General features: G+C 41.5%; 26 protein-coding genes. 10 read left to right on the forward strand and 16 right to left on the reverse strand.

Features of this window, described 5'->3' with window-relative positions; all coding sequences use genetic code 11:
- The first annotated feature begins 42 nt into the window (after positions 1–42).
- Positions 43–588 (forward strand): ribosome biogenesis factor YjgA, encoded by a 546-nt coding sequence (gene yjgA, locus M998_RS07100; RefSeq protein ID WP_068440809.1) that lies wholly within the window; start codon positions 43–45, stop codon positions 586–588.
- A 48-nt stretch (positions 589–636) separates the two neighbouring features.
- Here the strand turns inward: yjgA and M998_RS07105 are convergent, their stop codons facing one another.
- The 11 genes from M998_RS07105 to M998_RS07155 all read right to left on the reverse strand — a co-directional run bounded on the left by M998_RS07105 (position 637) and on the right by M998_RS07155 (position 12,966).
- Complete coding sequence (locus M998_RS07105; RefSeq protein ID WP_082913006.1) at positions 637–1,260, reverse strand: RBBP9/YdeN family alpha/beta hydrolase; 624 nt, start codon at positions 1,258–1,260, stop codon at positions 637–639.
- A gap of 43 nt (positions 1,261–1,303) precedes the next feature.
- Positions 1,304–1,609, reverse strand: a complete 306-nt coding sequence (locus M998_RS07110; RefSeq protein WP_068440805.1) for a barstar family protein — start codon at positions 1,607–1,609, stop codon at positions 1,304–1,306.
- A 12-nt stretch (positions 1,610–1,621) separates the two neighbouring features.
- Positions 1,622–2,104: a ribonuclease domain-containing protein gene (locus M998_RS07115; protein ID WP_068440803.1), complete on the reverse strand. Its 483-nt coding sequence runs from the start codon at positions 2,102–2,104 to the stop codon at positions 1,622–1,624.
- Positions 2,105–2,116: 12 nt separating this feature from the next.
- Positions 2,117–3,562 (reverse strand): metalloprotease TldD, encoded by a 1,446-nt coding sequence (gene tldD, locus M998_RS07120; protein WP_068440799.1) that lies wholly within the window; start codon positions 3,560–3,562, stop codon positions 2,117–2,119.
- A gap of 5 nt (positions 3,563–3,567) precedes the next feature.
- Complete coding sequence (gene nit1 / locus M998_RS07125) at positions 3,568–4,422, reverse strand: deaminated glutathione amidase (RefSeq protein ID WP_068440795.1); 855 nt, start codon at positions 4,420–4,422, stop codon at positions 3,568–3,570.
- A complete protein-coding gene (gene yhdP / locus M998_RS07130; RefSeq protein ID WP_074379432.1) occupies positions 4,422–8,213 on the reverse strand; it encodes an AsmA2 domain-containing protein YhdP in 3,792 nt (1,263 codons plus the stop codon). The genes nit1 and yhdP overlap by 1 nt, the downstream gene beginning before the upstream one ends.
- Positions 8,214–8,235: 22 nt before the next feature.
- Complete coding sequence (gene rng / locus M998_RS07135) at positions 8,236–9,705, reverse strand: ribonuclease G (RefSeq protein WP_068440792.1); 1,470 nt, start codon at positions 9,703–9,705, stop codon at positions 8,236–8,238.
- On the reverse strand, positions 9,702–10,289 hold the full coding sequence (locus M998_RS07140; protein ID WP_068908183.1) for a Maf family protein: 588 nt from the start codon (positions 10,287–10,289) through the stop codon (positions 9,702–9,704). The genes rng and M998_RS07140 overlap by 4 nt, the downstream gene beginning before the upstream one ends.
- Before the next feature lie 36 nt (positions 10,290–10,325).
- Positions 10,326–10,814, reverse strand: coding sequence for a rod shape-determining protein MreD (mreD, locus tag M998_RS07145; protein WP_068440787.1), 489 nt, complete (start codon positions 10,812–10,814; stop codon positions 10,326–10,328).
- 43 nt (positions 10,815–10,857) lie between these two features.
- Complete coding sequence (gene mreC, locus M998_RS07150; protein ID WP_068440784.1) at positions 10,858–11,832, reverse strand: rod shape-determining protein MreC; 975 nt, start codon at positions 11,830–11,832, stop codon at positions 10,858–10,860.
- A gap of 90 nt (positions 11,833–11,922) precedes the next feature.
- Entirely contained in the window at positions 11,923–12,966 is a 1,044-nt protein-coding gene (locus M998_RS07155) for a rod shape-determining protein (protein WP_068440782.1), read from the reverse strand.
- Positions 12,967–13,699: 733 nt separating this feature from the next.
- Here M998_RS07155 and acuI point away from each other — a divergent pair.
- From acuI to fis, 9 genes are all read left to right on the forward strand, one after another.
- Positions 13,700–14,680: an acrylyl-CoA reductase (NADPH) gene (gene acuI / locus M998_RS07160; protein ID WP_068908184.1), complete on the forward strand. Its 981-nt coding sequence runs from the start codon at positions 13,700–13,702 to the stop codon at positions 14,678–14,680.
- Between the two features lie 233 nt (positions 14,681–14,913).
- Positions 14,914–15,378 carry a type II 3-dehydroquinate dehydratase gene (aroQ, locus tag M998_RS07165; RefSeq protein WP_068440776.1) on the forward strand — a complete coding sequence of 155 codons (465 nt, stop codon included), beginning with the start codon at positions 14,914–14,916 and terminating at the stop codon, positions 15,376–15,378.
- An 18-nt stretch (positions 15,379–15,396) separates the two neighbouring features.
- Positions 15,397–15,864: an acetyl-CoA carboxylase biotin carboxyl carrier protein gene (accB, locus tag M998_RS07170; protein ID WP_068440773.1), complete on the forward strand. Its 468-nt coding sequence runs from the start codon at positions 15,397–15,399 to the stop codon at positions 15,862–15,864.
- Positions 15,865–15,876: 12 nt separating this feature from the next.
- Positions 15,877–17,223: an acetyl-CoA carboxylase biotin carboxylase subunit gene (gene accC, locus M998_RS07175; protein WP_068440770.1), complete on the forward strand. Its 1,347-nt coding sequence runs from the start codon at positions 15,877–15,879 to the stop codon at positions 17,221–17,223.
- A 179-nt stretch (positions 17,224–17,402) separates the two neighbouring features.
- On the forward strand, positions 17,403–17,645 hold the full coding sequence (locus M998_RS07180) for a DUF997 family protein (protein WP_068440767.1): 243 nt from the start codon (positions 17,403–17,405) through the stop codon (positions 17,643–17,645).
- Complete coding sequence (panF, locus tag M998_RS07185; RefSeq protein WP_068908185.1) at positions 17,635–19,095, forward strand: sodium/pantothenate symporter; 1,461 nt, start codon at positions 17,635–17,637, stop codon at positions 19,093–19,095. The genes M998_RS07180 and panF overlap by 11 nt, the downstream gene beginning before the upstream one ends.
- Before the next feature lie 113 nt (positions 19,096–19,208).
- Positions 19,209–20,093, forward strand: a complete 885-nt coding sequence (gene prmA, locus M998_RS07190) for a 50S ribosomal protein L11 methyltransferase (RefSeq protein ID WP_068908186.1) — start codon at positions 19,209–19,211, stop codon at positions 20,091–20,093.
- Between the two features lie 316 nt (positions 20,094–20,409).
- Complete coding sequence (gene dusB / locus M998_RS07195; RefSeq protein WP_068441684.1) at positions 20,410–21,387, forward strand: tRNA dihydrouridine synthase DusB; 978 nt, start codon at positions 20,410–20,412, stop codon at positions 21,385–21,387.
- 14 nt (positions 21,388–21,401) lie between these two features.
- Entirely contained in the window at positions 21,402–21,698 is a 297-nt protein-coding gene (fis, locus tag M998_RS07200; protein WP_008912594.1) for a DNA-binding transcriptional regulator Fis, read from the forward strand.
- A 160-nt stretch (positions 21,699–21,858) separates the two neighbouring features.
- Here the strand turns inward: fis and M998_RS07205 are convergent, their stop codons facing one another.
- The 5 genes from M998_RS07205 to M998_RS07220 all read right to left on the reverse strand — a co-directional run bounded on the left by M998_RS07205 (position 21,859) and on the right by M998_RS07220 (position 26,104).
- Positions 21,859–23,106, reverse strand: a complete 1,248-nt coding sequence (locus M998_RS07205; protein ID WP_082913007.1) for an aromatic amino acid transporter — start codon at positions 23,104–23,106, stop codon at positions 21,859–21,861.
- A 63-nt stretch (positions 23,107–23,169) separates the two neighbouring features.
- Positions 23,170–24,573, reverse strand: coding sequence for a tryptophanase (locus M998_RS07210; RefSeq protein WP_068440748.1), 1,404 nt, complete (start codon positions 24,571–24,573; stop codon positions 23,170–23,172).
- A gap of 95 nt (positions 24,574–24,668) precedes the next feature.
- The gene (gene tnaC / locus M998_RS20165) at positions 24,669–24,770 is read right to left on the reverse strand and encodes a tryptophanase leader peptide (protein WP_111750967.1); all 102 of its coding nucleotides are present in this window, start codon (positions 24,768–24,770) and stop codon (positions 24,669–24,671) included.
- A 327-nt stretch (positions 24,771–25,097) separates the two neighbouring features.
- Positions 25,098–25,754 (reverse strand): DUF799 domain-containing protein, encoded by a 657-nt coding sequence (locus tag M998_RS07215; protein ID WP_068908190.1) that lies wholly within the window; start codon positions 25,752–25,754, stop codon positions 25,098–25,100.
- Entirely contained in the window at positions 25,751–26,104 is a 354-nt protein-coding gene (locus tag M998_RS07220; protein WP_068908191.1) for a DUF4810 domain-containing protein, read from the reverse strand. The genes M998_RS07215 and M998_RS07220 overlap by 4 nt, the downstream gene beginning before the upstream one ends.
- Positions 26,105–26,112: the final 8 nt, after the last annotated feature.

Raw genomic sequence — 26,112 nt, forward strand, 5'->3', positions numbered from 1 at the left:
CACGGTAGGTCATCACTGTGTTATGTAAAAAGGAAAAACGATATGGCCACACAGCCTGAAGACTGGCTGGATGATATCCCAGCGCCAGAGGAAGAAGAGGACGATGAAATTATTTGGGTCAGCAAAAGCGAGATTAAACGTGATGCTGAAATCCTGAAAAAACTGGGTGCAGAAATGGTCGATTTGAGCAAAAATGAGCTCGAACGTATCCCATTGGACAGCCAGCTACTTGAAGCGATTGAACTTGCTCAACGCATTAAGCGTGAAGGCCGTCGTCGTCAGTTGCAGCTTATCGGTAAATTACTGCGTTCTCGCGATATCGAGCCGATCACTGAAGCTCTCGATAAACTCAAAAATCGTCATAATCAACAAGCGGTTTTCTTTCATAAGCTTGAAGACTTACGTACCCGTTTAATTGAAGGCGGTGATGAGGTTATCGAAGACGTCGTTGCACTGTTCCCTCACACGGACAGACAACAACTCAGAGCGCTAGTGCGCAATGCTAAAAAAGAGCGTGAAGGAAATAAACCACCCAAAGCTTACCGTCAAATATTTCAATATTTGAAAGAGCTGTCAGAAAGCGCTTAATGGATTTTCCCCTACGCCATCGATATGACTAGGGGAGCATCTTTATGGCTAGAAATATTTGTCTATCGTGGTAAGAAGTGTTGGAAATTCGGTATACCCTTCCCGATCGAGAAAATGCCCTGCGCCTTCTTCAATGATCACTTCCGTTTGTAAAGCTTGAGCCAATTCTTTTGAAGACTGGGGTGAGACAATTTCATCATTAGTTGAAATGATTGATATTCGTTTATCTGCAATATCAACTAATTCACCATAATTTAATTTATCAACAGTATGCACGCTCAACTCTGGCAAGGTAGCTTGCTCATCATCAAAACCTGAAACTAATATATACCCCCCTAATTTTTGACCTTCAACTCGCTGATGTGCTAAAAAACGCAATATGGTAATACAACCAAGGCTATGCCCAATAAGTATTGTGTTTTCATCAATATGAACAGGTAATTCAATTAGGTGTTGCAGCCATTTTTGAGGGTTTGGTGACAACGATTCAGGCATTTCAGGCACTTCAACGAAAGCCCCCAATGATTCCAATTCAGCCTTAAGCCAAGGAAACCAGTTTTTTGTAGGGGTTGCGGTATAGCCATGAACAATCACAAATTTCTTGTTTAGAAACCGATCATTCAATGCACTGATATTTTGAGAGGTCAGGTGTTGGAAAGTGATGGTACTCATTCTAATTTTACCTGTTAGATTTACTCAGTATGCTTAGACTCTATCATAACTCGCCAGTAGAACCATTAGCGCTTTTTGTTATATCTAAGGCAAAAACAAATTCATCTTCCCACATGTCTTGCGCATCATTCATTACATCAATTACGTCTGAGAATTCAATACGCTGCTCAGATGTCATATGGGCGAAAATAAGCGTAACAGGTAACTCAATGCCTGCGGAAACAATATCCCACAGGGCATCAAGGTTGTGCCCGAACCAAGAAGGCAGCGAGAACCGTTGCTGAAATTGAAGATAAAAATCTTCAATATTGTTTATCTGACGAAAATCAAACACAACACGGTTACTCATGGTTGTCGCCTTTTAATTCATTTGTTGAAAACTTTTATAATGATCGGTGGTGACAAAAACCATACCATCTGATGAATACATCAGGCGATCTGCACCTCGATGACCACAATTATAGTTAATATCCGCTTCATACCATTGGCGATTTGGTGAGATAGGCAAACGTTTTTCACGATTTAAAAATCTATCACCACCGATGGCTTTACCCGGTAAGACTTCACACAAATTGCCTTTTTTAGCGTCCCATCCGGCTTGTCTTGCTTCTTTTTTTGTCACATAAAAAGCAGGTAATTTTTGGTATTTTTGCACATAACTGACGACTTTACTTTGCTGGGTTAGTTGGTCAATTTTTTGTGCATTTTCATTACGAATGGATTGTTCTGGCGGAGAAACAGGCCTTTCAGCCTGTTCTGTATCTTGTAAATCACTGCCTTTAAAATAGAGGCTAAGCGCAATCAAGACCGCCATAATTAACATTGATGCAATACGTTTATTCATTTAACCTCAAGACTATGCAGTACCACCAACCGTTAGCTTATCGAGCTTCAATGTTGGTTGCCCAACACCAACAGGCACACTTTGACCTTCCTTACCACACACGCCGACACCTTTATCTAACGCAAGATCATTACCAACCATCGAAATTTGCTGCATTGCCTCAACACCAGAACCTATCAAGGTTGCCCCTTTGACTGGAGAAGTGATTTTTCCATTTTCAATCAGATAGGCTTCAGAGGTCGAAAATACAAATTTACCCGAGGTAATATCGACCTGACCACCACCAAAGTTAGGTGCATAAAGGCCTTTTTCTACACTGGCAATAATTTCTTCCGGTGTCGAATCACCTGCTAGCATATAAGTATTCGTCATTCGAGGCATCGGTAAATGCGCATAAGATTCACGACGTGCGTTACCCGTTGGTGAAACTCCCATCAATCGAGCATTCAGTTTATCTTGAATATAATTACGCAAAACACCATTTTCTATTAGGACATTATATTGTCCTGGTACGCCCTCGTCATCGATAGCTAATGAGCCACGACGTCCAGCAATAGTGCCATCATCAACCACAGTACACAGTGGTGATGCAACTAATTCACCCATCTGCCCAGAAAAAACAGACGTACCACGGCGATTAAAGTCACCTTCTAAACCATGACCAACAGCTTCATGCAGCAATACCCCCGGCCAACCTGCACCAAGTACGACAGGCATCATTCCAGCAGGGGCGGCAATAGCAGATAAATTGACTAATGCCATGCGCACTGCTTCACGAGCATATTGCTCAGCGACGATTTGCCCTTGATGGATTTCTAAAAAGTATTCATAACCATAACGACCGCCGCCGCCACTCGCTCCACGCTCACGCTTACCGTCATGTTCAACCAGCACACTGACGGATAAACGCACTAACGGGCGAATATCCGCCGCTAAAGTACCATCGGTGGCTGCAACCAATACTTGCTCATAAACACCCGTTAAGCTGGCATTAACTTCGATAATACGCGCATCTTCAGCTCTAGCTATTTGATCAACACGGTGCAGCAAATCAATTTTTTCTTCACGAGATAAGCTATTTAACGGATCAGCTTGTGAATACAATCTTTTGTATTCAACATTCGTGAGAATTTGCGATTTACCTGATCCTTGCTCATTCACAATACTGCGTGCAGCCGTGGCACTTTGTGTCAGTGCCAGCAAGGAAATTTGGTCGGCGTAGGCAAACCCTGTTTTTTCACCACTGACCGCTCTAACACCAACACCTTGGTCGATATTATACGAGCCATCTTTAATGATCCTATCCTCGAGTACCCAAGATTCATGGAAACTAGACTGGAAGAATAGATCGGCGTAATCAAGGCGACGCTCAGATAACATCCCTAAAATATCGTGCAGGTTTTCTTGCTCAAGGCGATTGGCGGTCAGCAAATGATCGCTGACAGAAGCTAAACTCATATTGGCTACTCTTTTGTTGTTTCTTTCTTAATCAAAGATGTCAATTGCGGTCTAAAGCGATTGTGTTTCACCACTCTAATTTGCTCACGCATGACACTCAAACTGTCGGTTTTAATATTCAATACCGTCGATGCAACTGCATCAACGTTTCGTTTCATGACCTTGCCCCAGCCATCAACGGCTAGACTATGCCCCCAAGTGCGACGCGTACCATGTACGCCAACTTGAGCAGGCGCTAGAATATAGCATTGATTTTCAATGGCTCTAGCACGTAATAGAGGTTCCCAATGGGCTTGCCCGGTATAACGCGTGAATGCGGCAGGCACTGAAATAATTTCCGCGCCTTGTTCACGTAATGCTTGGAATAAACCAGGAAAACGCAAGTCATAACAAATCGTCATCCCTAAACGCCCTACAGGGGTATCAACGACCGTGATATGCTCACCACGTTGATAAATGACAGATTCATTATAATTGCCTTGCTCATCTTCAATATTTACATCAAACATATGAATTTTGTCATAACGCGCTTTGATATTCCCTGCGGAATCAAAAAGTAAGCTACTACTGGTAATACGAGCCGGATCTTCACGACTAATCATTGGCATTGAACCAATCAAAATCCACACATTATAGCGCTTCGCCATTGCACGTATCGCATCTTGCAGGGGCCCTTTTCCTTCTACCTCGGCTTTTTTACGATAAACTGCCGCATCCGCAAATAACAGCGCATTTTCAGGCGTCAGTACTAGCTCAACTGATTCTGGCAACTGTTTGATTTGTTGCTCAATTTGCGCCAAATTGTGTTTAGTATTATCTCCGCTACATAACTGCAAAAGTGCAACGTTTCCCGTTTTCATTACTCTTGAGTCTCCTTAAGTTGACGTAATACTTCATCAATTTTCGGCTCGTCCACGCTACCTGTCACACGATAACGGATGACAGAAATTTTACTCCATAGCGGCCCGAGCACTTTAGATGCAGCAAACACCGCTGCACCGGCAAATGGATTAATCACAAATGCGGTTGCTACACCTACTGTAGCAGAAATTTCCGGTGTGATGACTGCCTCAATATTAATTTGACGATTAACCAAGTCAATATCACCATTTAACGCAATGTCCGCAACTAACCCATCAATATAAAAATTCTTTGAACTCAGAATACCATTATGAATTTTGGCGTCGCCTTTAATAGAGTCAAAATCAAAATCATCATTAAATGTATCGCGAAAATCTAAGCGAAGTTTACGCAGTAGCGCATCAAAGCTCATTAATCGCAAAATTTGTCCCGCACGACCACCGCCCATTTGTGCAATAGCCCCTTTGCCAAGTTTTGTGGATAATTTGCCATTTAATGATGTTAGATCTGGCGACCAAGGTACATTTTTCCAATTTAAATCAAATTCAATAGCGTATGGGGATTCAATAATCGGGACAAGGACACCAAAATAAGCGGCCGTTTCATCAAACGCATCCCCCGTTAAAGAACCCGCTATTTGTGTTTCATTAATACTACCGCTGCGCCATAGTGCATCGACTTTTAACTGTGCGGCACTATTACTGAGTGTCCCACCCGTCAGCTGTATTTCATTGCCTTTTGGCTGTAAGTTAGCTTTGATTTCGCCCAACTTTTGCCCACCAATCCAACAATCAAGGCAATAAAAATTAACCGCAGGCCAATCACTAAAATCAAATGTTGATGTTTGCTCTGGGCTATTTTGTGTCTGAGCAATGGATATCGGGTTGTAATACAAGTAATCCAGTTTTAACGCCCATGGCTTTTGAGCGAATATTTCTAATTGCCCTTTTAAGTTTTCACTATCAACACGAACCAGTTGATCGCGACTGTATAAATTGTATGAAAAACTTAAATCATTCCAAACCTGCCCACCTAAATAAAGGGAAGGTACTTTGACTTGCACAATTTCAGGTAGCGTAATTTTAGCCACGCCATCCCCAACATTTGAAGATAATAATCCACTTGCCAATTTTTCCCAGTCCATATCCGTCACGGGTGGGAGATCCACTAAAACAATCGACGTTTTAGGTAAATCAGGGACTTTATTCTTCCACGCAGCAATATGCGCTTTTTCCAGTTTGAGTGGCTCGCGACTTAATAACCATTGTGTGTTAAAACCAAGACGTTGCCCAATATCACCACCGACAACTAACTGCTCCGTGGTGCCTTTCGCTTGCACATTAATCTGACCTAGCTGATGAAGCAACTCACTATTTAATGCAGGTAATTGGCTTTTTAGTTGCTTTAGCCCCGCAGTAAACTCAATTTGCAACTTTGGATTTTCTTTTGTTGATTCAGGTATTGTTATCCCTACATGGCTTTTCCACTCACTGCTTCCTGAGACTTTCTGTTTAATCGCATTCGGGATCATCGCAAGTTTATCCAGCGCCCAATTACCGGCCAAATTTACATCAACCTGATAATCTTTTTTACCCGTTAATGTTGAAAAATCAATGGCTATCGGCTGACCAAACCATTCACCTTTTAATTTATCACCAATCAAATCACCATTATTAAACTGAAAACTGCCGGTTAATGCCGAAATTTTGCTATCAATTGGCTTAATAAATAAATCATTTTTATTTAAATGGACTTGTCCTTTAGCTATCACCTCTTTCCCAGCAGAAAGGGGAATAGACAAGTCAAGGCTACCGTTCACAACACCACCGATTTGTAATTCGTCTAACGTATCACCTATAGAGTGAGCCATTGGCGTATGGGTGAAATACTGTTGAATTTGTTTGCCTGTTCCACTGATGTTTGCATCAATAAACAGCATTTGATCGGTGTAATCACGAATAATGGCATCTAGATTAGTTGCAGTGGCATCGCCAAGTTTGACTTCCGGCACATGCATATATAAACCCGCACGTTTAAAATCTAAATCAATATCTAAATCTAATAACGCAGGCCACTCACTGTCGTATTCAAAGGTTGCATCGCGTAATGGTACCGAAACTTGAAATTGCCCATCATTATTGTCGTATGGGAAATTAGCCGGATCGCCTTTATAAACTAAAGTTGCATTCTCAACATTGCCGGCAATAATTGCTTTTGTCAGATAATCTGCAACATCTTGCCCCATCAATTTTTGAGGGAAATAACGCCATGCATCCCCAGCATCATCTAGGCGTATCCCCGCTAAGATAGCTAAATCAGCAGATTTATTTTTCTTTGCTTGGGCGTAGCTAAATTCACCATTTGCCCATAATGATTTGGCTTGTACATCAACAGACTTACTCCATAACTTGAATTCACTGTCATTATTCAGCCAATAGAGTTGCCCCTTAGCACTATTAATTTCGAAGGGCGCTTTAAATTCATCACGATAATCTATCTGACTATCTTGTAAGGTAAAGGAGAGCTCACCACCTTCCATATCGCCAGCTAAAACACCCGAGAAATGCTCAACAGAGGGTAACTGTTTCCATTTTCTCCAGCTAACATCCCGCCAATCCATACTGATTTGCGTATGATCAAGCGTATCTTGTGTTAAATCGAGGGAGAATTCAGTTACAACACCCGTCGGTTGACGATGCTGCCAATCTTGAACCATTTCTGGTGTCACAAATGAAAATGTGGGTAATACCTCACTTAAACGCTCAAGTTCGATATTTTTAGCACGGACACGCCAATGATCTTTATCTTGATATTTTTTCGAGGAGGGTAAATAAAGTACGGATACACTCCCCTTCGGCCAGATATATTCATTGGTTTTTAAAGTATCCAGTTCGGGAATATTAAAAAGCCACCCATTACCTTGTCGCTTCATTCTCAATAACAGATCATTTACCTGAAGGTTTTGCGCTAACGTATTTTCGCCCCAATTAGCTTCACCTTGCCGTAACTGAACTAAGCCATTATCAATACGCTTGTTTTTGATCGTTACCCAAGAAGAGAGACTAAAATTAGCATCTCTTAACCCTGTATTGTCACGTAGCCAGCGACTTAACCAAGGCTGCATATCGATATTATCCGCTTGTAAATAAACAATACCATCGCTCAACGCGCCGTTTTTGTCATAAGCATCGAGTTTAATTTGCAAATAACTGTGCTGTTTATTTAACGTTTCAAGGCTGACAAATCCTTGAGCACGATGCCGCTCATTTTGATTCAACCATGAAAGCTCAGGTAAGATTAGTGTTATTTTTTGTTCTGAAGGGCTGAGAAAACTGAGTTGGCTATCCTTTAATACAAAATGGTCAAATTGGCGTAAAAACAAATCTTCGACAGCATCTAATGAGGTGCTATCTGTTGGGCCATCTAAACTAAAGGGAACTTTATGATCAACATGAAGCTGATAGAAGGTCAAATCACGAAAACGCCAGCGTAATGAAAACAGTGAATTCCAAATATCTAATTCAACTGAAATTTTACTCACGCTAGCATCGGTTTTTTCACTTTTTAAATTGACATTCGATAGCGTAAAAACAGGACCAAAATATCGCCAAGCCCCATCTATTTGCTTAATGTCTAATGCAATATCTGCGCGTTTTTCAATATAGCCGATGATATCTTGACGATAATTGTCAATATTGGGTAAGAGAAAACGTAGCCCCGTCAACACTAACGCGCAGAGCAACAATACAATTGCTGTCGTCACTAATACTACGCGTGGTAGTCGTTTCACCGGTTTCTCCTCAAACGCAATGCTACATCATCACCACATCAAAACGTTCCTGACTGTATAAAGGCTCTGTTTGCACTTTAACTTGCTTACCGACGAATATTTCGACTTCAGCTAATGCATGAGATTCATCACCTTTAAGAACATCAACAACGGCTTGTGAAGCATAAACAAGGAATCTATCGGCATCGATCGTGCGATGAACCCGAACAATTTCACGTAAAATTTCGTAGCATACGGTTTCGACTGACTTCACCGTACCGCGCCCTTGGCAGGTAGGACAATCATCACATAAAACATGCTCAAGGCTTTCCCGAGTACGTTTACGCGTCATTTCAACCAGACCAAGCTGAGAAAAACCATTGATCGTGGTTTTGACCTTATCTTTGCTCAAGGCTTGCTCTAATGACGCTAAAACGCGTCGTCGATGCTCGGCATCAATCATGTCGATAAAATCGATAATAATAATACCGCCCAAATTCCTCAAACGTAATTGCCGTGCAATCGCTTGAGTCGCTTCAATATTGGTATTAAATATGGTTTCTTCAAGATTACGATGGCCGACAAAAGCCCCTGTGTTGATATCAATCGTGGTCATCGCTTCAGTTTGATCGATAATCAGATAACCGCCCGACTTTAATTCAACTTTTCTATCCATCGCGCGTTGAATTTCATTTTCAACATCAAAAAGGTCAAAAATAGGTTGATTACCTTGGTAAAGCTCCAGCTTTGCCGTCATCTCAGGGACATATTCTGCGATAAATTCTTGTAATTCAGTATAGGTTAACCGCGAGTCAACACGAATGCGGTCTAATGATGCGCCTGCAAAATCACGAATAATTCGGTATGCGAGAGACAACTCACCATAAATTTTTGTCCGAGTAACATTACGTTTTTTACGCTCAATCACTTTTACCCAGAGACGTTTTAAAAAGGCAGCATCTTGCTTGATTTCATCCTCGCCAACCCCTTCGGCGGCAGTGCGGATAATAAACCCACCATTTTCATCGCAATATTGTGCAACGCACTCCTTTAAGCGCTCACGCTCACTTTCACTGTCGATGCGCTGTGAAACGCCTACGTGAGAGGCTCCTGGCATAAATACCAAGTAACGTGATGGTAATGTGATGTCGGTGGTTAGCCTTGCGCCTTTAGTCCCTAGAGGGTCTTTAACGACCTGAACAATCAAATCCTGACCTTGCTTAACTAGCTCAGCAATATCGCGAATATGAAAGTTTTTTTGCTCATCACCCGCAATGCACTCAGTATGCGGCATGATATCAGAGGCATGCAAAAAGGCGGCTTTATCAAGACCAATATCAACAAAGGCCGCCTGCATTCCCGGCAAAACACGGCTTACGCGACCTTTGTAGATATTCCCTACTAGTCCCCTTTTTGCTTCTCGTTCTACGTGTATTTCTTGTAAGATCCCACCGTCAATATAAGCAACGCGCGTTTCAGATGGTGTAATGTTTACTAATAGCTCGGCAGTCATGAGTTCCCCTTACCATCACCTAACGCTAAAAATTGTTGTATTAATTCGTCCGTTTCTACCAGAGGTAAACCAACAACGGCATGATAACTGCCATTAATTTTACGAATAAAACGACCACCTATTCCTTGTATACCATAAGCGCCGGCCTTATCCATTGGCTCACCTGAGCGTATATAATCCTGTATTTCCGATAAAGATAACTCGCGGAATGTCACATCTGTCACAATCAGTGAGTTTAAAGTCAAATGACGATTAGATAATGCGATGGCAGTCATCACTTGATGTGTTTTTCCAGACAGTGAACCCAGTATTTTTTCAGCATGTTCAATGTCATGGGGTTTTTCGAGTATTTGATTATTCAGCACCACAATCGTATCAGCACCTAAAACAGGCCTGTCTTCAGGTGCGATGGCCACTCCCGCTAACGATTTATCTCGCGCTAAACGTTGCACATACGCTTGCGGTGTTTCACCTTGTTGCCACTTTTCTTCTACTTCAGGACGCAGAATTTCAAAAGTATAATCAAGTAATTGCACCAATTCCCGTCTTCTAGGGGAACCCGATGCTAGATAAATCAAACTCATAAGCTATATTTCCAGTGGGCGCCAGCAGATAAAATCTTAACATACTGAAAACTGACGACGAATTTTTCGTAATAACAAAAATAACCATGGCCACAGGATACCATTCACGAGGCTATTCCAGAATACTTGCGGATGGAATAATACCTGTGAAGATAGAAATTCAGCCCAAAAAATGGCAAGATTTTGAATTATAGTAAGTAAAACAATAACTAAAGTTTGCTGCCAAAGTGCCATATTCCTTAATAATTGATGCTTATAAGAAACTAAATAGCAGATGATACTGAAGGAAAGCGCATGAACGCCTAACGCCGAGCCTTGAATTGAGTCAACAATGATCCCCAAAACAAAGCTGGTACCAACGCTCACACGATGGGGTAGCGCCATGACCCAATAAATAAGGATTAGCAATAGCCATGAAGGTCGATAAAAGATGAGTTGTTCTGGCCACGGCATAACTTGTAAAATGAGTGCGATAAAAAAAGATAACCAAATAATGCCACGGCCATTGCCTCGGTATTCATCCATTTAGTTAGCTCCTCTACCCAAATCCATGATAGTTACCCTTTTATTATGGCTGAGGTGGTGACTCCGGCGACATTGATGGCGGCAATGGCGGCCCTTGAATTTCGCTCGGATTAGGTAAAACTTGAGGAAGCACTTTCATCAAGCGCTCATTAGCAGCACGATACACCTCAGAGGGTTGTAGCGGCTTGAGAGAATCATTTTCATTTCCCCACAGTAATAGCAGGTAACGCAAACGTTGCAGCTCGGCAGTCGGCCTAGCATTGATGATCGTATAAGCTCGTTGAGTATCGTGCTTAACCGCTGAAACAACAGCAACCGGATAGCCTTCAGGGAAACGCCCCCCTAAACCCGATGTCACTAAAACATCACCAACGCGAATGTCGGTATTTTCAGGTAATGGCTCCAATAAAAGATCGTCCGCACAACCGGAGCCAGCCGCTATAACTCGAATATCATTACGTAAAACCTGTACAGGCAATGCATGAGACGTATCGCAAATCAGTAAAACACGGCTATTAAAATTGCTGACACCGACCACTTGCCCTACAACGCCTTTATCACTGATAACTGGCTGCCCTTCATACACGCCTTTATTACTGCCTTTATCTATCACCACTTGGTCACGGTAAGGTGTATTCGCACCTGAAATAACCTGAGTCACCATCATGTGTTCATCTTGGCGAAGTGGCGAACCTAAAAGCTCTCTTAAGCGGGCATTTTCTTGTTTAAGTTGCTCGAGTAACAGGTTATCGGCTTTTTTTAGCAGTAATTCCTGATGTAACGCTTTGTTTTCGAATTGGAGTTGGTCACGTGTAGAGAAAATTTCTGAGACATTATCGAGAAACTGACGAGGGCCATTTGCTAAAAAATAGAATGGGCTTACCGCCGTATCAAGGTAATTACGGATTTTATTGAATGGCTCGAAACGATGGCCAATCACCACCAGCACTAATGCAATTATGACTGCAAAAAAGATGCGTAACTGAAGGGATGGGCCTCGCCTAAAAATTGGCTTCATGTATGGCTGAGTTTCGCTAATGTCAGAGAATTAAAAAATAGAGTCAAAGCAGCGGCTGGAGAATTATCCCCAGCCTGCCTATGGCGTTATTTAGTCTTCGCTAAACAGGTCACCACCGTGCATGTCGATCATCTCTAACGCTTTACCACCACCACGGGCAACACAGGTTAAAGGATCTTCTGCAACGATCACTGGTATCCCAGTCTCTTCCATTAATAAGCGATCTAAGTTACGAAGTAATGCACCACCACCCGTTAAGACCATTCCGCGTTCTGAAATATCAGAAGCCAGTTCCGGCGGGCACTGCTCTAACGCTAACATTACCGCACTAACAATACCGGTTAACGGTTCTTGCAATGCTTCTAAAATTTCGTTTGAGTTCATTTTAAAGCCACGTGGAACCCCTTCAGCGAGATTACGTCCACGAACTTCAATTTCATAAACTTCATCAGTTGGGAAAGCAGAACCAATTCCGTGTTTAATTCGCTCAGCGGTTGCTTCACCAATTAAAGAACCGTAATTACGACGGACATAATTAATGATTGATTCATCAAAACGATCGCCACCGATACGCACTGAAGATGAATACACAACACCATTCAGGGAAATAACAGCCACTTCGGTTGTACCGCCGCCGATATCAACCACCATAGAACCCGTTGCTTCAGAAACAGGCAGACCCGCACCGATTGCAGCGGCCATAGGCTCTTCAATTAAGAACACTTCGCGGGCACCTGCACTTAATGCAGATTCACGGATAGCTTTACGCTCAACTTGCGTTGCACCAACGGGGACACAAACAAGAACGCGAGGGCTTGGGCGTAGGAAACTGTTGCTATGCACTTGTTTAATAAAGTGCTGTAGCATTTTTTCAGTTAAGTAGAAATCGGCAATTACGCCATCTTTCATTGGTCTTATTGCTGAAATGTTACCCGGAGTACGTCCCAGCATCTGTTTAGCTTCACCACCAACTGCAGCAACGCTTTTTGCGGAGCCAGAGCGGTCTTGGCGAATGGCAACAACAGAGGGTTCATTTAATTTTACGCCTTGTCCTTTGACATAGATGAGGGTATTGGCTGTACCCAAGTCAATCGACAAGTCATTAGAAAACATGCCACGAAATTTTTTAAACATAACGAATGGGTTATCCTGCAAGCTGGGGACGAATAAAAACCCGTCTACTCTACCAACCACTCGAAGCGGTCTCAAGGCGTTAATGAGCTGCTTCAATAAATATGGTTAATTCATCTATTTTTCACGTATTGTACTGTACATGCTTCTTTTTAAAACGAAGCAGATAAAAACCTCAAAAACGGCCTTTAATTGATACGCTATTTACTTATAAGTAAATTTACGCAAGATCAACTAACCGTTCTTTGGCTGTTATATACTCCATCTTTTTCTACCCAGTGTGACAAACTATTATGTCTACAAGTTCAAATAATATTTAGATATTTTTATTATTGCTACACGCCAGTTCTTTTCACCACAAAATAGGTGTTGTTAAACGGTGTTAGCTCTATTATTGACTAAAAATGACACAAATTTATGTCAGTATGCAAAATGACTCGTCGCAGTGCGATATTTTGCACGATAAAAGCCTATTTATGCCAGAAAAAAATACATTTTTACAAATTAATTACAATACTAATAGCCTAAATAGCATTCTGACGCCAATAAAATCAATTCTGCTATGATGGAGCAGGCAAATTAGGCGAAATAATTCTAGTACTCGGTCGGTGAAGCCAAAAACAACCCAAGAAGTATAGACAAATTATTTCATTCGGCTAGCTGATCGCACTCAAATTTTTATATGAAATGAAGCATGACGAATATGCATAATTAATCACTAATTTAGGAGTGAGTCATGAAAGCACTCGTACTACAGAAACAAGACGACAATGTTATCCCAGAAATTTTATCTATCTCGACAGAAAAACTGCCTGCGGGTGAAGTCATTATTGATATTCACTGGTCGACACTAAATTATAAAGATGCGCTTGCCATTAATGGTAAAGCGGGTGTTATTCGAAACTACCCCATGGTTCCTGGTATCGATTTTTCTGGCGTTATCCAACATAGCGAAGACCCTCGATTTCATGTCGGACAACATGTTTTACTCACCGGTTGGGGCGTTGGTGAAACACACTGGGGAGGTCTCGCCACTCAAGCAAGAGTACCGGCTGATTATTTAACTCCATTGCCCGAATCCCTATCTTTACGCCAAGCCATGATAATTGGTACCGCAGGTTTTACCGCAATGCTTTGTGTCAATGCCCTTGAAGATGCTGGCGTTACCCCTGATAAAGGTGAAGTTGTCGTCAGTGGCGCAAGTGGCGGTGTCGGGAGTGTTGCCATTCAATTATTAACCGCTCTTGGCTATGACGTTGTCGCAATCTCAGGACGTGAAGAAAATAGTGAATACTTACACCGCATCGGTGCTAAAAAAATTCTCCCTCGCGGTGATTTCACTCATCCAGCGAAACCATTAGATAAACAGCTTTGGGCTGGCGCGATTGATACCGTGGGTGGCGAGCTTCTGGCAAATTTACTGACACAAATCAAATATAATGGCGCGGTTGCCGCATGTGGGCTTGCAGGTGGTTTTACTTTACCCGCCACGGTCATGCCATTTATTTTACGCAATATTCGCCTACAAGGCGTCGACTCGGTTTATTACCCAGCATCAAAACGTCCAAAAGTGTGGGAACGCCTTGCTCAACTGCTGCCTGAATCATTCTATCAACAAGTCAGTTCCGAAATTTCATTAGAACAATCGGTAGAATATGCAAAAAAACTCTTAAAAAATCAGGTCACAGGGCGTACCCTTGTTAATCTGCACGATTAGCAATCATCATTGTGCGGTTCCATGATAAAAATTGGGAGTACCGCACAATTTATAAAATAAATTCGGGTAATTTCTCTGATAAGACCAGTATTTTGCTGCTAAATGCTACGAAATAATTATAATGCATCCCTTGTCACGGAAAATTCCATTTATTTTCATGATAAAAGATGACAAACCCTCGACATCGGGTTATGTTGTCCGATTATTGACGTATCGTCGGAGTTAGCAGCACAATGACAGAAGATATTCACATTTTGCTCCTTAACGGACCAAACTTAAACCTTCTAGGTACTCGAGAACCTGATAAATACGGTGCCCGCACCCTGTCAGATATCGTTGCTAAATTGATGCTAGAAGCGAATGGTTTAGGCGTAAAATTGAGTCACTTTCAATCTAATGCTGAGCATGAGCTGATCGATAAAATTCATGCAGCAAAAGATAATACCGATTTTATTCTGATCAATCCGGCTGCATTCACGCATACCAGCGTTGCTTTGCGTGATGCATTACTTGCAGTTTGTCTCCCGTTTATCGAGATTCACCTGTCTAATGTGCATGCCAGAGAGCCATTTCGCCAACATTCTTATTTCTCCGACCAAGCTGTTGGGGTAATTTGTGGTCTTGGGGCTGACGGTTACAGTTTCGCGTTACAAGCAGCAGTTAACCGTGTGCGCCTAATTAATTCAATCCAAATATAAGAGTACGGAATCATATCCATGGATATTCGTAAAATCAAAAAACTGATCGAGCTAGTCGAAGAGTCTGGCATTTCTGAACTAGAAATTTCTGAAGGCGAAGAGTCAGTACGTATCAGTCGCATGTCACCTGCAGCGCAGATGATGGCAGCACCTCAACAATACTACTCTGCACCAACCGCACCTCAACCGGCGCTGGCTAATGCAGTTGCACCTGCTCAAGAAGTCGCTCCAACTGCCGCTCCAGTGGTTTCAGGTCACCAAGTTCGTTCCCCAATGGTTGGAACCTTCTATCGTGCACCAAGCCCTGAAGCAAAATCTTTTGTTGAAGTTGGTCAAACCGTCAACGTTGGCGATCCTCTTTGCATCGTTGAAGCGATGAAAATGATGAACCAAATTGAAGCAGATAAATCGGGCGTGGTGAAAGCCATTCTGTTGCAAAACGGTGATGCAGTAGAATTTGACGAGCCATTGGTTGTTATCGAATAACGAGGCGTTTCCATGCTGGAAAAAATTGTTATCGCTAACCGTGGAGAAATTGCACTGCGCATTCTACGTGCCTGTAAAGAACTAGGCATTAAGACTGTTGCTGTCCACTCTACGGCAGATAGAGATCTAAAACACGTGTTGCTGGCAGATGAAACAATTTGTATCGGCCCAGCAGCATCAGCAAAAAGTTACTTGAACATTCCTGCGATTATCTCCGCAGCTGAAATTTCAGGCGCTCAAGCAATTCACCCAGGATATGGTTTCCTGTCTGAAAATGCAGATTTTGCAGAACAAGTTGAGCAATCAGGCTTTATTTTTATCGGTCCAAAAGCTGAAACCATCCGCCTAATGGGTGACAAAGTTTCTGCGATTGAAGCGATGAAACTTGCCGGTGTACCTTGTGTTCCGGGTTCTGATGGCCCACTTGGCAATGATACAGAAAAAAATAAAACCATCGCAAAACGCATTGGTTACCCTGTCATCATCAAAGCGTCTGGCGGCGGCGGTGGCCGTGGTATGCGTGTTGTGCGTAATGAAAAAGATTTAGAAGCATCAATAAATCTAACACGTGCAGAAGCAAAAGCCGCATTCAATAACGACATAGTTTACATGGAGAAATACCTTGAAAACCCACGTCATATTGAAATTCAAGTCATGGCTGATGGTCAAGGACATGCTATCTATTTAGCAGAACGTGACTGTTCAATGCAGCGTCGCCACCAAAAAGTGGTCGAAGAAGCACCGGCACCGGGGATCACCCCTGAAATTCGCCGAAGCATTGGCGAACGCTGTGCTAAAGCTTGTATCGAAATCGGCTATCGTGGTGCGGGTACTTTCGAATTCCTATTCGAAAATAACGAGTTCTATTTCATTGAAATGAACACCCGCATTCAAGTCGAGCATCCGGTCACTGAAATGATCACCGGTATCGATTTGATCAAAGAGCAGCTGCGTATCGCATCAGGTTTACCTTTATCCGTGACGCAAGAAGAAGTTAATGTGCATGGTCATGCTGTTGAGTGTCGTATCAACGCAGAAGACCCGCATACCTTCTTACCAAGTCCGGGACAAATTACCCGTTTCCATTCACCGGGTGGCTTTGGTGTTCGTTGGGAATCTCATATTTACGCAGGCTATACTGTGCCTCCGTACTATGATTCCATGATTGGTAAATTAATTACTTTTGGTGAAACTCGTGAAATTGCCATTTCTCGAATGAAAAATGCGCTTAATGAGCTGATCATTGATGGTATTAAAACCAATATTGAACTGCACCAAATGATCATGAATGATGAAAACTTCCAAAAAGGTGGGACTAACATCCACTACTTGGAGAAAAAACTGGGTATTCAGGAATAATTTTCTGAATCACTAACGGTTAAATCATCTTCTATAAATACCGGAAAGCCCTGCTTTTCGGTATTTTTTTGTCCTCTAAAAACCCCGCCTCGCACTTTTCTTCTCGTATTTTTCACACTCTGCTTACGGATTATCGTACAATCCCTGATTATTTTTGTCGAAATGAGGAGGAAAAACGTATGGATAAACGTTTTCTTCAGTCAAACAAGGAAGCTCGCTGGGCACTGTATCTTACGGTTGCCTACATGATAGGTTGGATACTCAGCGCCTATCTACCTGACAATACAATTGGCATAACCGGGCTTCCATTATGGTTCGAATGGTCATGCCTTATCCTGCCCATTATTTTTATTCTATTGTGCATCATGATGGTAAAACTGGTTTTTAAAGACATTCCTCTGGAGGAGAATGATGCAGACTGAAGTTCTCCTGCCATTAATTGGTTACCTTGCTCTGGTATTCCTGCTTTCTGTTTACGCTTATAAAAAGCGAACAAAAGGTGAATTTCTTAACGAATACTTCCTCGGTAATCGTTCCATGGGTGGCTTTGTCCTTGCGATGACTATCACCGCAACCTATATCAGTGCTAGCTCATTTATAGGTGGCCCAGGAGCTGCCTATAAATATGGTTTAGGTTGGGTATTGCTCGCCATGATCCAACTGCCCGCCATTTGGCTCGCACTTGGTATACTGGGTAAAAAATTCGCTATTTTAGCCCGCCGCTACAATGCAGTGACACTCAATGACATGCTATATGCCCGTTACCAAAGCCGTTTTTTGGTTTGGTTCGCTAGTATTAGCTTACTTGTCGCTTTTTTTGGTGCGATGACAGTACAGTTTATCGGCGGCGCTCGACTTTTAGAAACAGCCGTCGGTATCCCATACACTTATGGATTGATTATTTTCGGCGTCTCTATCGCTCTCTACACCGCGATTGGTGGTTTTCGAGCCAGTGTACTTAATGATGCATTACAAGGGCTGGTGATGTTACTGGGAACGGTTATTTTGCTGGTTGCCGTTATCCATCATGCTGGTGGGCTACCAGCAGCCATTGAAAAAATGCATGCTATCGATCCTAAATTAGTCTCACCAGAAGGCGCTGACGATATTTTAAGCGGGCCATTCCTTGCTTCCTTTTGGATATTGGTTTGCTTTGGTGTGATAGGTTTACCCCATACCGCAGTACGTTGTATTTCTTACAAAGACAGTAAAGCGGTTCACCGTGGTATTATTCTTGGCACCATTGTGATGGCAATACTCATGTTTGGTATGCACTTTGCGGGTGCATTAGGCCGGGCAATTTTGCCTGATTTAACCATTCCAGACCAAGTGATCCCAACCTTGATGGTGCAAGTTTTACCGCCTTTTGCTGCGGGTATTTTCTTGGCAGCGCCAATGGCGGCAATTATGTCGACTATCAACGCCCAGTTATTGCAATCATCGGCGACTATCGTCAAAGATATTTACCTTAATGTCGCACCTGAGCAAATTAAAAATGAGAAAAAACTTGCGCGTATTTCGAGCTACTCAACACTCATTTTAGGTGCACTATTGCTGATCGCTGCATGGAACCCGCCACAAATGATTATCTGGCTAAATTTACTGGCTTTCGGCGGGTTAGAAGCCGTATTCCTTTGGCCTCTCGTATTAGGTCTATATTGGGAAAAAGCCAATGGGACTGGCGCATTAAGCGGAATGATTGTAGGTGGCGTTTGTTATGCCTTGCTCGCGACATTTAAAATTGAAATGATGGGCTTTCACGCTATTGTACCCTCACTTATTTTTAGCTTTTTTGCATTTATGATTGGTAATCTTTTTGGTAAAAATCCCGTACAATTGGCAGCAAATGAACTAACAGCTAGTTCTAAGTAATCTAATCCCCCCTAAAGCGGGCTTTAATACTTAGAATATTTTTTATTAATGATAAATTTTATGCTCTGAATAATTTGCGTGAAGTGTAATGAGCATGATGAAGAGAACAAACAATGCCTTGGATACAAATACGACTAAACTCAAATGCAAGAGATGCCGAAGCACTCGGCGATGAACTTATCGAAACAGGTGCCGTTTCCATTACCTTTCAAGATAGCCATGACACGCCAGTTTTCGAGCCGCTTCCGGGAGAAACTCGCTTGTGGGGCGATACCGATGTTATTGCTCTGTACGACGCAGAAACCGATATGAAACTGGTGGTGGCACAATTAGAAAACAGTCCCCTTCTGGAAGCTGGTTTTATTCATAAAATTGAGCAAATCGAAGATAAAGACTGGGAAAGAGAATGGATGGATAACTTCCACCCAATGCGCTTTGGCCAACGTTTATGGATTTGCCCAAGCTGGCGTGACGTGCCAGATCCTACTGCCGTTAACGTGATGCTTGATCCAGGCTTAGCCTTTGGTACGGGTACGCACCCTACCACCTCTTTGTGTCTTGAATGGCTAGATGGAATTGATCTTGAAGGGAAAACAGTTATCGACTTCGGATGTGGATCCGGTATCCTTGCCATCGCTGCACTCAAATTAGGCGCTGCTCAAGCTATCGGAATCGATATCGATCCTCAAGCAATTACCGCAAGTCGTGATAATGCACAGCGTAATGGTGTTTCAGAGCGCTTATCTTTATACCTGTCGAAAGACCAACCTAAAGACCTACAGGCTGATGTCGTTGTTGCTAACATCCTTGCAGGGCCATTACGTGAGTTAGCCCCTATGATTAGTGTGCTTCCGCATGAGGGCGGTTTATTGGGTCTTTCGGGTGTGCTTGCAACGCAAGCAGAAAGTGTCGCTGATGCATATCGTGCTATCTTTGAAATTGACCCTGTTGCTGAGAAAGAAGAATGGTGCCGCATCACGGGTGTCAAGCGTTTTTAATAGAAATATTATGAAAATTAAAGAATAATTTCTTTGAAATTCAAGCAAGAATAGATTATCTTATAGCTCAAATAATGCTCAATAGCTGGCGATAATCTGTTCTGCTCGAGATTTGAACAGAGCAACTGTTATTTTAATAAATCATCACAATTTATACCTAAGTGATTGTTAAAGCTGATTATTTTTTATTTCCTCAAAAGGCAAGATAAAAAAGTTAGTGATAAATAACCGTTTGCTCAAAGTTTGTCCTTTCATATCTCGTAAAAAATGCGTAATATACGCGCCCTTGCAGTCACAGTATGGCCCCCATTTAGTTATGCGAATCGGACAATATCAGTTGAGAAACTGTCTTATTGCTGCCCCCATGGCAGGCATTACAGATAAACCTTTTAGGTCGCTCTGTTATGACATGGGAGCTGGGATGACAGTCTCAGAAATGCTTTCTTCTAATCCTCAGGTGTGGAAGACAGACAAATCTAGGCTCAGGATGGTTCATCGCGATGAACTTGGGGTTCGTTCCGTTCAAATAGCTGGCAATGATCCCGATGAGATGGCTGCCGCTGCTCAAATTAATATTGAGAGTGGCGCTCAAATCATTGATATCAACATGGGCTGTCCAGCTAAAAAAGTGAATCGTAAGCTTGCAGGTTCTGCTCTACTACGTTATCCAGATATCGTTAAATCGATTTTAGAAACCGTTGTTAAGGCAGTAGATGTCCCTGTCACTCTTAAGATCCGCACAGGCTGGTCACCTGAAGAGCGAAACTGCATAGAGATTGCCAAATTGGCCGAAGATTGCGGTATTCAAGCATTAACTATTCACGGCAGAACTAGAGCCTGTTTGTTTAATGGTGAAGCTGAGTACGACAATATTCGGGCAGTTAAGCAGACTGTTACCATCCCGGTTATTGCCAATGGCGACATTACTGACCCGCTAAAAGCCAGAGCTGTCTTAGACTACACAGGGGCGGATGCCTTGATGGTAGGCAGAGCAGCTCAGGGAAGACCTTGGATCTTTCGGGAAATCCAACATTATCTGGACACAGGTGAAATATTGCCACCGATGCCAATGGCAGAGGTACAACGCATTATGCTAGCGCATGTACAGGAATTGCACGACTTTTACGGTCAAGGCAAAGGAGCCCGTATAGCGCGCAAACATGTTTCTTGGTACTTACAAGAACATGCACCTGATGACCAGTTTAGGCGCTCATTCAACACCATTGAGGATGCCAGCGAACAGCTGGAGGTGTTGGAGGCATTTTTTGAAAATTTTTGCGTAAATAAAAGATAAGAGCTGACAGAACTATGTTCGAACAACGCGTAAATTCTGACGTACTAACCGTTGCTACTGTAAATTCACAAGATCAAGTAACGCAAAAACCGTTACGTGACTCAGTTAAGCAAGCACTGAAGAACTATTTTGCTCAATTAAACAATCAAGATGTTACTGATTTATATGAGCTGGTATTGGCTGAGGTAGAGCAGCCTTTGTTGGACATGGTTATGCAATATACCCGTGGAAACCAGACCCGTGCAGCCCTAATGATGGGTATCAACCGCGGTACTCTGCGCAAGAAACTGAAAAAATACGGCATGAACTAAACCTAGTCGGTTTATGCAGTGTTTTTAGAAGCACTTCCTTGAATAAAGGAAGTGCTTTTTTGTTCTTTGAATAGCGTACATTTTATGGCTAAAGCCTAAAAAAGGTACAGCAAACCTTCGCTGTACCTTTACAGTTAGCTTTATAACAAGGTATGAAAAATTAACGGTATATCGGTAATAAATTAAACTGTGCTAATAGCTGACAAATAATTCCTACAACACCAAAGGCGATAACGGCATAAATTAACCCTTTTCCACCCCAGACTTTAAACCTTGATTCTGGAAAACGTTCCCTTACTTTTAATACCATGGCTGCGGGGCAAATAACGGCCCAGATACAGGCTGCCATTCCAGCGTAAGCTATCGCAATAAGAAAACCATTAGGGAATAACATACAAAGAACTAATGGCGGTACAAAACACAATAATGCGGTCTTCATTCTACCGGATGAATTATCTTTAAAGTTTAATGAAGCTAGAATGTAATCGAATAACCCAATTGCAACACCTAAGAATGAACAGAATACAGCACTAATCGAAAACCAAAGTAAAAATGTGGCGATGTGTTTACTGTTAAGTACGGCATAAAGCGATTCTATAAATGCATCTAAGTTACCGCCTTTATTAATAATAGTTAAAAATTCAGGCCTTGGGAGATTCCCCATTGTGCCTAAAATCCACATAAAATAAAGAACAAGTGCTAATACACATCCAATGATACAGCTTTTAACCACTTTTCTTTCATTCTCATGATACAGTTTATATAGACTACAGACATTACCATGATACCCAAAAGAGGTAATTGCATATGGAATAACAATAAAGACAAATGGAAGTAGTGATGTATTTCCACCCTCAACCGGTGATGTTAATAATAAATCAGTTTTAACGATGAGAAATAAACCTGAAAAAGCCAAAACGAATAATACTATTTTAATAAATAAAAATAATGAAGTAAGTCGACTTGCTCCAATTCCACTCCACCAAATACTCGCACCTAGTATTAACGTAAACAATACAAATATAAGCCTTAAATTAATATTATATCCGTAAATGACGGCGGCTTCTTTGATAACGGATCCTGCTGCTGAGATGTATGCATATATTAATATATATAAAACAAATATTAGAGCGATATTGGCAAGATAGCATGCCCATTTTGGTAATAATTCTTTAGAGATAAAAAAGTAATTTGTTCCTGAACCATATTTCGATATACATTCTAAAATATAGATCCCTGAGTGAAACATAAAAAAACAGACAATTAATAAAATTACAACTGAGTTAATAAACCAAGCTCCTGCCATAATAGTGGGTAAGCTAAACATGCCTGCCCCTATCATTGCACCGCCTAGCACAAAACCCCCTACCATTATGGAGGGTTCTTTTTTGGCTGCCGAATTGTTCATGGTGCTCACCTTAAAAATAAGGGGAAGGTTCCCGCATTGCACGGGAACCCGAAGAACTACCGATTATTTGATGGGTTTTAATCTTGCTGTAAAGTGTCTTAATACTGGTGGCTCATACTCAAAATCAAGCCCTTTCAGTGTCTTGAACTTCTCTTTTAGATCAATCAGAGCATCTGCAATGTAATCCATATGGTCGTTTGTATAAACACGTCTTGCGATTGTTAAGCGCATGAATTCCATATCCGCATGTTTTTGTTTTCCTGTTTCTGGGTCACGACCTAATAGGAATGAACCAATTTCAACAGCACGGACACCGGATTCTAAATACAACGCATTAATAACAGCTTGAGCTGGGAACTGGTCACCAGGAATGTGCGGAACCAATTTTTTACAGTCAACAAATACGGCGTGACCGCCAGTAGGATACTGAATTGGAATACCTGCTTCACGTAAACGGTCACCTAAATATTTTACTTGGCCAATACGGTAGTGCAGATAGTCTTCGCCAGCCCCTTCTTCTAAACCTTGAACCATCGCCGCCATATCACGACCGGCTAACCCACCATAAGTTACAAAACCTTCCATTGGTACGCAGCGCTGTCTAGCCAATGTGAAAATTTCTTCGTTATCTCTAATCGCCACTAACCCACCAATATTCAGTAATGGGTCTTTTTTCGCTGACATGGTTAATGCGTCAGCGTATTTATACATATCAAAAATAACTTGTTTGATTGTTGAGTTTTTATATTTAGGGTCGCGTTCTTTAATAAAATACGCATTTTCACAGAAACGTGCAGAGTCCATAACAACAAAAATATTATGTTGTTTTGCGATTTCATAGACTTCTTTTAAATTAGCCATTGATACAGGCTGACCACCGGCGCTATTACAAGTTACAGTCGAAACAATAGCAACAACGTTTTCTGCACCATGTTCAGCAATATTATCTTTTAATTTTTGAATATCGAAATCACCTTTCCAATCATCATATGTTTCTGAGTCATAGGCTTTCTCGGTAACAATATTAATTGCTTTACATCCGTTTAATTCCACGTGCGCTGCGGTTGTATCAAAGTGGAAGTTAGAGATAAAGACAGGTTTCTTCGCACCACCTTGATCTTTTTTAACTTTCAACAGAACTGGGAACAGCATATTTTCTGCTCCACGACCTTGGTGAGCAGGAATGACATAATCGTAGTCAAACATCTCTTTAACTTTATCTTTTAAATCATAATAGTTACGAGATCCTGCATAAGCTTCATCACCGGTGATCATTGCCGCCCATTGGCGATCACTCATTGCGTTGGTGCCTGAGTCAGTCAATAAATCAATATATACCGCACTGCTTGGTAATAAAAATGGGTTATATCCTGCTTCTTTTAATGCAACTTCACGCTCTTCTCTTGAAGGAATACGGATATTTTCTACCATTTTAATACGGAACGGTTCTACGATTCTTTTAGCCATGATAATACCTTTAATTTTTCATTAAATAATAAATATAGAAATTCGAACTTATAAAAAATAAGCTAACAAATTATTGAATTGGAAAAATAGAAGGATTATTTATTTGGAAAAAAGAAGGCTAAAGAAATGTCAATATTGAACCATTTCTTCATATAGAAGAAACACCTTGATATGAGTACTTCACTTAACAGAAACATACTATGACTCCTATCAGTAAGGAATTAGTACAACCATTGGCATTATGTATATAACAGTTCGATTTTTAAATTAACTGGTATTGTCATGTAATAATACCTATATCACACAATTATTGTTTTTAACTATAACAGTTTGACGCATGTCACAAGATTAATTGTTTTAAAAAAATCAAGTACATAAATTAAATTTAATGAATAAATTAGAGGAAGATAAATAGCTAGTCTTATAATTTAACTAATTAATTTAACTTATAACAACAAATGACTAACCTAAATAAATAAAGCTCCAACTAGGAGCTTTATTTATCAGTATCGCTAACTTAATAGCTACTGCGCATCTTTACCATATTTAGGCGATCTTGGACCATAAAGAATGCCATTAGGTTTTCCTGCAGATAATAGTCTTACACTTGTTATACCCGCGATCCCATAACTTTTGTCTGTCATTGTATCTGCAATTTGGTTAACTACCGCAGACACGAGCACACCAATAATCCCATTTGATGACGAATTATTTTCAGTACTTGAAGCTGTCGCTGATCCGCTCCACAGCAAAGCCCCTGTACGTGAGTCTACAAGCTTCGCATTAGCCGTCACCCGAGTATCACTCGCAATCACCTGATAACTGGTTCCATACTCTGTAATATCTAAATAAAGGACTGCATCATTACCAAATATTTCATATAACTTAGCCGGAGGTACCGCTTGAATATCCCCCGCGTTCGTCATCCCATTTTGTTTAAACGTTTCTTCAACAACAGCGACAGGAAAAACATAATAACCCGCTTCAGCTAGAGGTAATGCAGTTTGAGATAGCAGGCCATGGCTAGCTTGTACCTCTGGTGTACTATTTTGAGGTAACAAAACAAGAATGCTTTTAGGCTTACTTTGGTTAAAGGCACTATAATCCACTTTCGTCGGCTGCGCACACCCGGATAATAACCACGCTATAACTAAGCTACTCATAATCATTATGCGTTTCATTTTATTTTCCCTTTATTTTTCATTAGAAAATCCATGTAAGTAGCAGATTCCGGATACAAGGCCTTCTCTGTATTAAATTCAGCCATTGCTAAGTCGATTGCACCTGTCGTTGAATATAATAAGCCTAGATGAGCATGCAGCCCCGGTGGTACAGCAAGCCCTTTTGCTTTACCCGTTTCAATATTTTTTTTCAGTACTTCAATTTGTTCTTGTGGGCTTGTATCTGTTTGCTGATAATATTGATATACCGTTGTTTGGTAACCGTCCCAGTTATATAAAGGTTTAGGTTCACTCACACAGCCATTTAATAAAATAGCCCCTGCAATAATTAGCAGTAATTTCATTTTCATCATATTCC

The organism is Providencia heimbachae ATCC 35613, from assembly GCF_001655055.1.
GTDB classification, from domain to species: Bacteria; Pseudomonadota; Gammaproteobacteria; order Enterobacterales; family Enterobacteriaceae; genus Providencia; species Providencia heimbachae.

Excerpts from the sequence above, each read along its gene's own strand:
- yjgA (WP_068440809.1), top strand. The coding sequence starts at position 43 with ATGGCCACACAGCCTGAAGACTGGCTGGATGATATCCCAGCGCCAGAG.
- M998_RS07105 (WP_082913006.1), bottom strand. The coding sequence starts at position 1,260 with ATGAGTACCATCACTTTCCAACACCTGACCTCTCAAAATATCAGTGCA.
- M998_RS07110 (WP_068440805.1), bottom strand. The coding sequence starts at position 1,609 with ATGAGTAACCGTGTTGTGTTTGATTTTCGTCAGATAAACAATATTGAA.
- M998_RS07115 (WP_068440803.1), bottom strand. The coding sequence starts at position 2,104 with ATGAATAAACGTATTGCATCAATGTTAATTATGGCGGTCTTGATTGCG.
- tldD (WP_068440799.1), bottom strand. The coding sequence starts at position 3,562 with ATGAGTTTAGCTTCTGTCAGCGATCATTTGCTGACCGCCAATCGCCTT.
- nit1 (WP_068440795.1), bottom strand. The coding sequence starts at position 4,422 with ATGAAAACGGGAAACGTTGCACTTTTGCAGTTATGTAGCGGAGATAAT.
- rng (WP_068440792.1), bottom strand. The coding sequence starts at position 9,705 with ATGACTGCCGAGCTATTAGTAAACATTACACCATCTGAAACGCGCGTT.
- M998_RS07140 (WP_068908183.1), bottom strand. The coding sequence starts at position 10,289 with ATGAGTTTGATTTATCTAGCATCGGGTTCCCCTAGAAGACGGGAATTG.
- mreD (WP_068440787.1), bottom strand. The coding sequence starts at position 10,814 with ATGGATGAATACCGAGGCAATGGCCGTGGCATTATTTGGTTATCTTTT.
- mreC (WP_068440784.1), bottom strand. The coding sequence starts at position 11,832 with ATGAAGCCAATTTTTAGGCGAGGCCCATCCCTTCAGTTACGCATCTTT.
- M998_RS07155 (WP_068440782.1), bottom strand. The coding sequence starts at position 12,966 with ATGTTTAAAAAATTTCGTGGCATGTTTTCTAATGACTTGTCGATTGAC.
- acuI (WP_068908184.1), top strand. The coding sequence starts at position 13,700 with ATGAAAGCACTCGTACTACAGAAACAAGACGACAATGTTATCCCAGAA.
- aroQ (WP_068440776.1), top strand. The coding sequence starts at position 14,914 with ATGACAGAAGATATTCACATTTTGCTCCTTAACGGACCAAACTTAAAC.
- accB (WP_068440773.1), top strand. The coding sequence starts at position 15,397 with ATGGATATTCGTAAAATCAAAAAACTGATCGAGCTAGTCGAAGAGTCT.
- accC (WP_068440770.1), top strand. The coding sequence starts at position 15,877 with ATGCTGGAAAAAATTGTTATCGCTAACCGTGGAGAAATTGCACTGCGC.
- M998_RS07180 (WP_068440767.1), top strand. The coding sequence starts at position 17,403 with ATGGATAAACGTTTTCTTCAGTCAAACAAGGAAGCTCGCTGGGCACTG.
- panF (WP_068908185.1), top strand. The coding sequence starts at position 17,635 with ATGCAGACTGAAGTTCTCCTGCCATTAATTGGTTACCTTGCTCTGGTA.
- prmA (WP_068908186.1), top strand. The coding sequence starts at position 19,209 with ATGCCTTGGATACAAATACGACTAAACTCAAATGCAAGAGATGCCGAA.
- dusB (WP_068441684.1), top strand. The coding sequence starts at position 20,410 with ATGCGAATCGGACAATATCAGTTGAGAAACTGTCTTATTGCTGCCCCC.
- fis (WP_008912594.1), top strand. The coding sequence starts at position 21,402 with ATGTTCGAACAACGCGTAAATTCTGACGTACTAACCGTTGCTACTGTA.
- M998_RS07205 (WP_082913007.1), bottom strand. The coding sequence starts at position 23,106 with ATGAACAATTCGGCAGCCAAAAAAGAACCCTCCATAATGGTAGGGGGT.
- M998_RS07210 (WP_068440748.1), bottom strand. The coding sequence starts at position 24,573 with ATGGCTAAAAGAATCGTAGAACCGTTCCGTATTAAAATGGTAGAAAAT.
- tnaC (WP_111750967.1), bottom strand. The coding sequence starts at position 24,770 with ATGTTTCTGTTAAGTGAAGTACTCATATCAAGGTGTTTCTTCTATATG.
- M998_RS07215 (WP_068908190.1), bottom strand. The coding sequence starts at position 25,754 with ATGAAACGCATAATGATTATGAGTAGCTTAGTTATAGCGTGGTTATTA.
- M998_RS07220 (WP_068908191.1), bottom strand. The coding sequence starts at position 26,104 with ATGAAAATGAAATTACTGCTAATTATTGCAGGGGCTATTTTATTAAAT.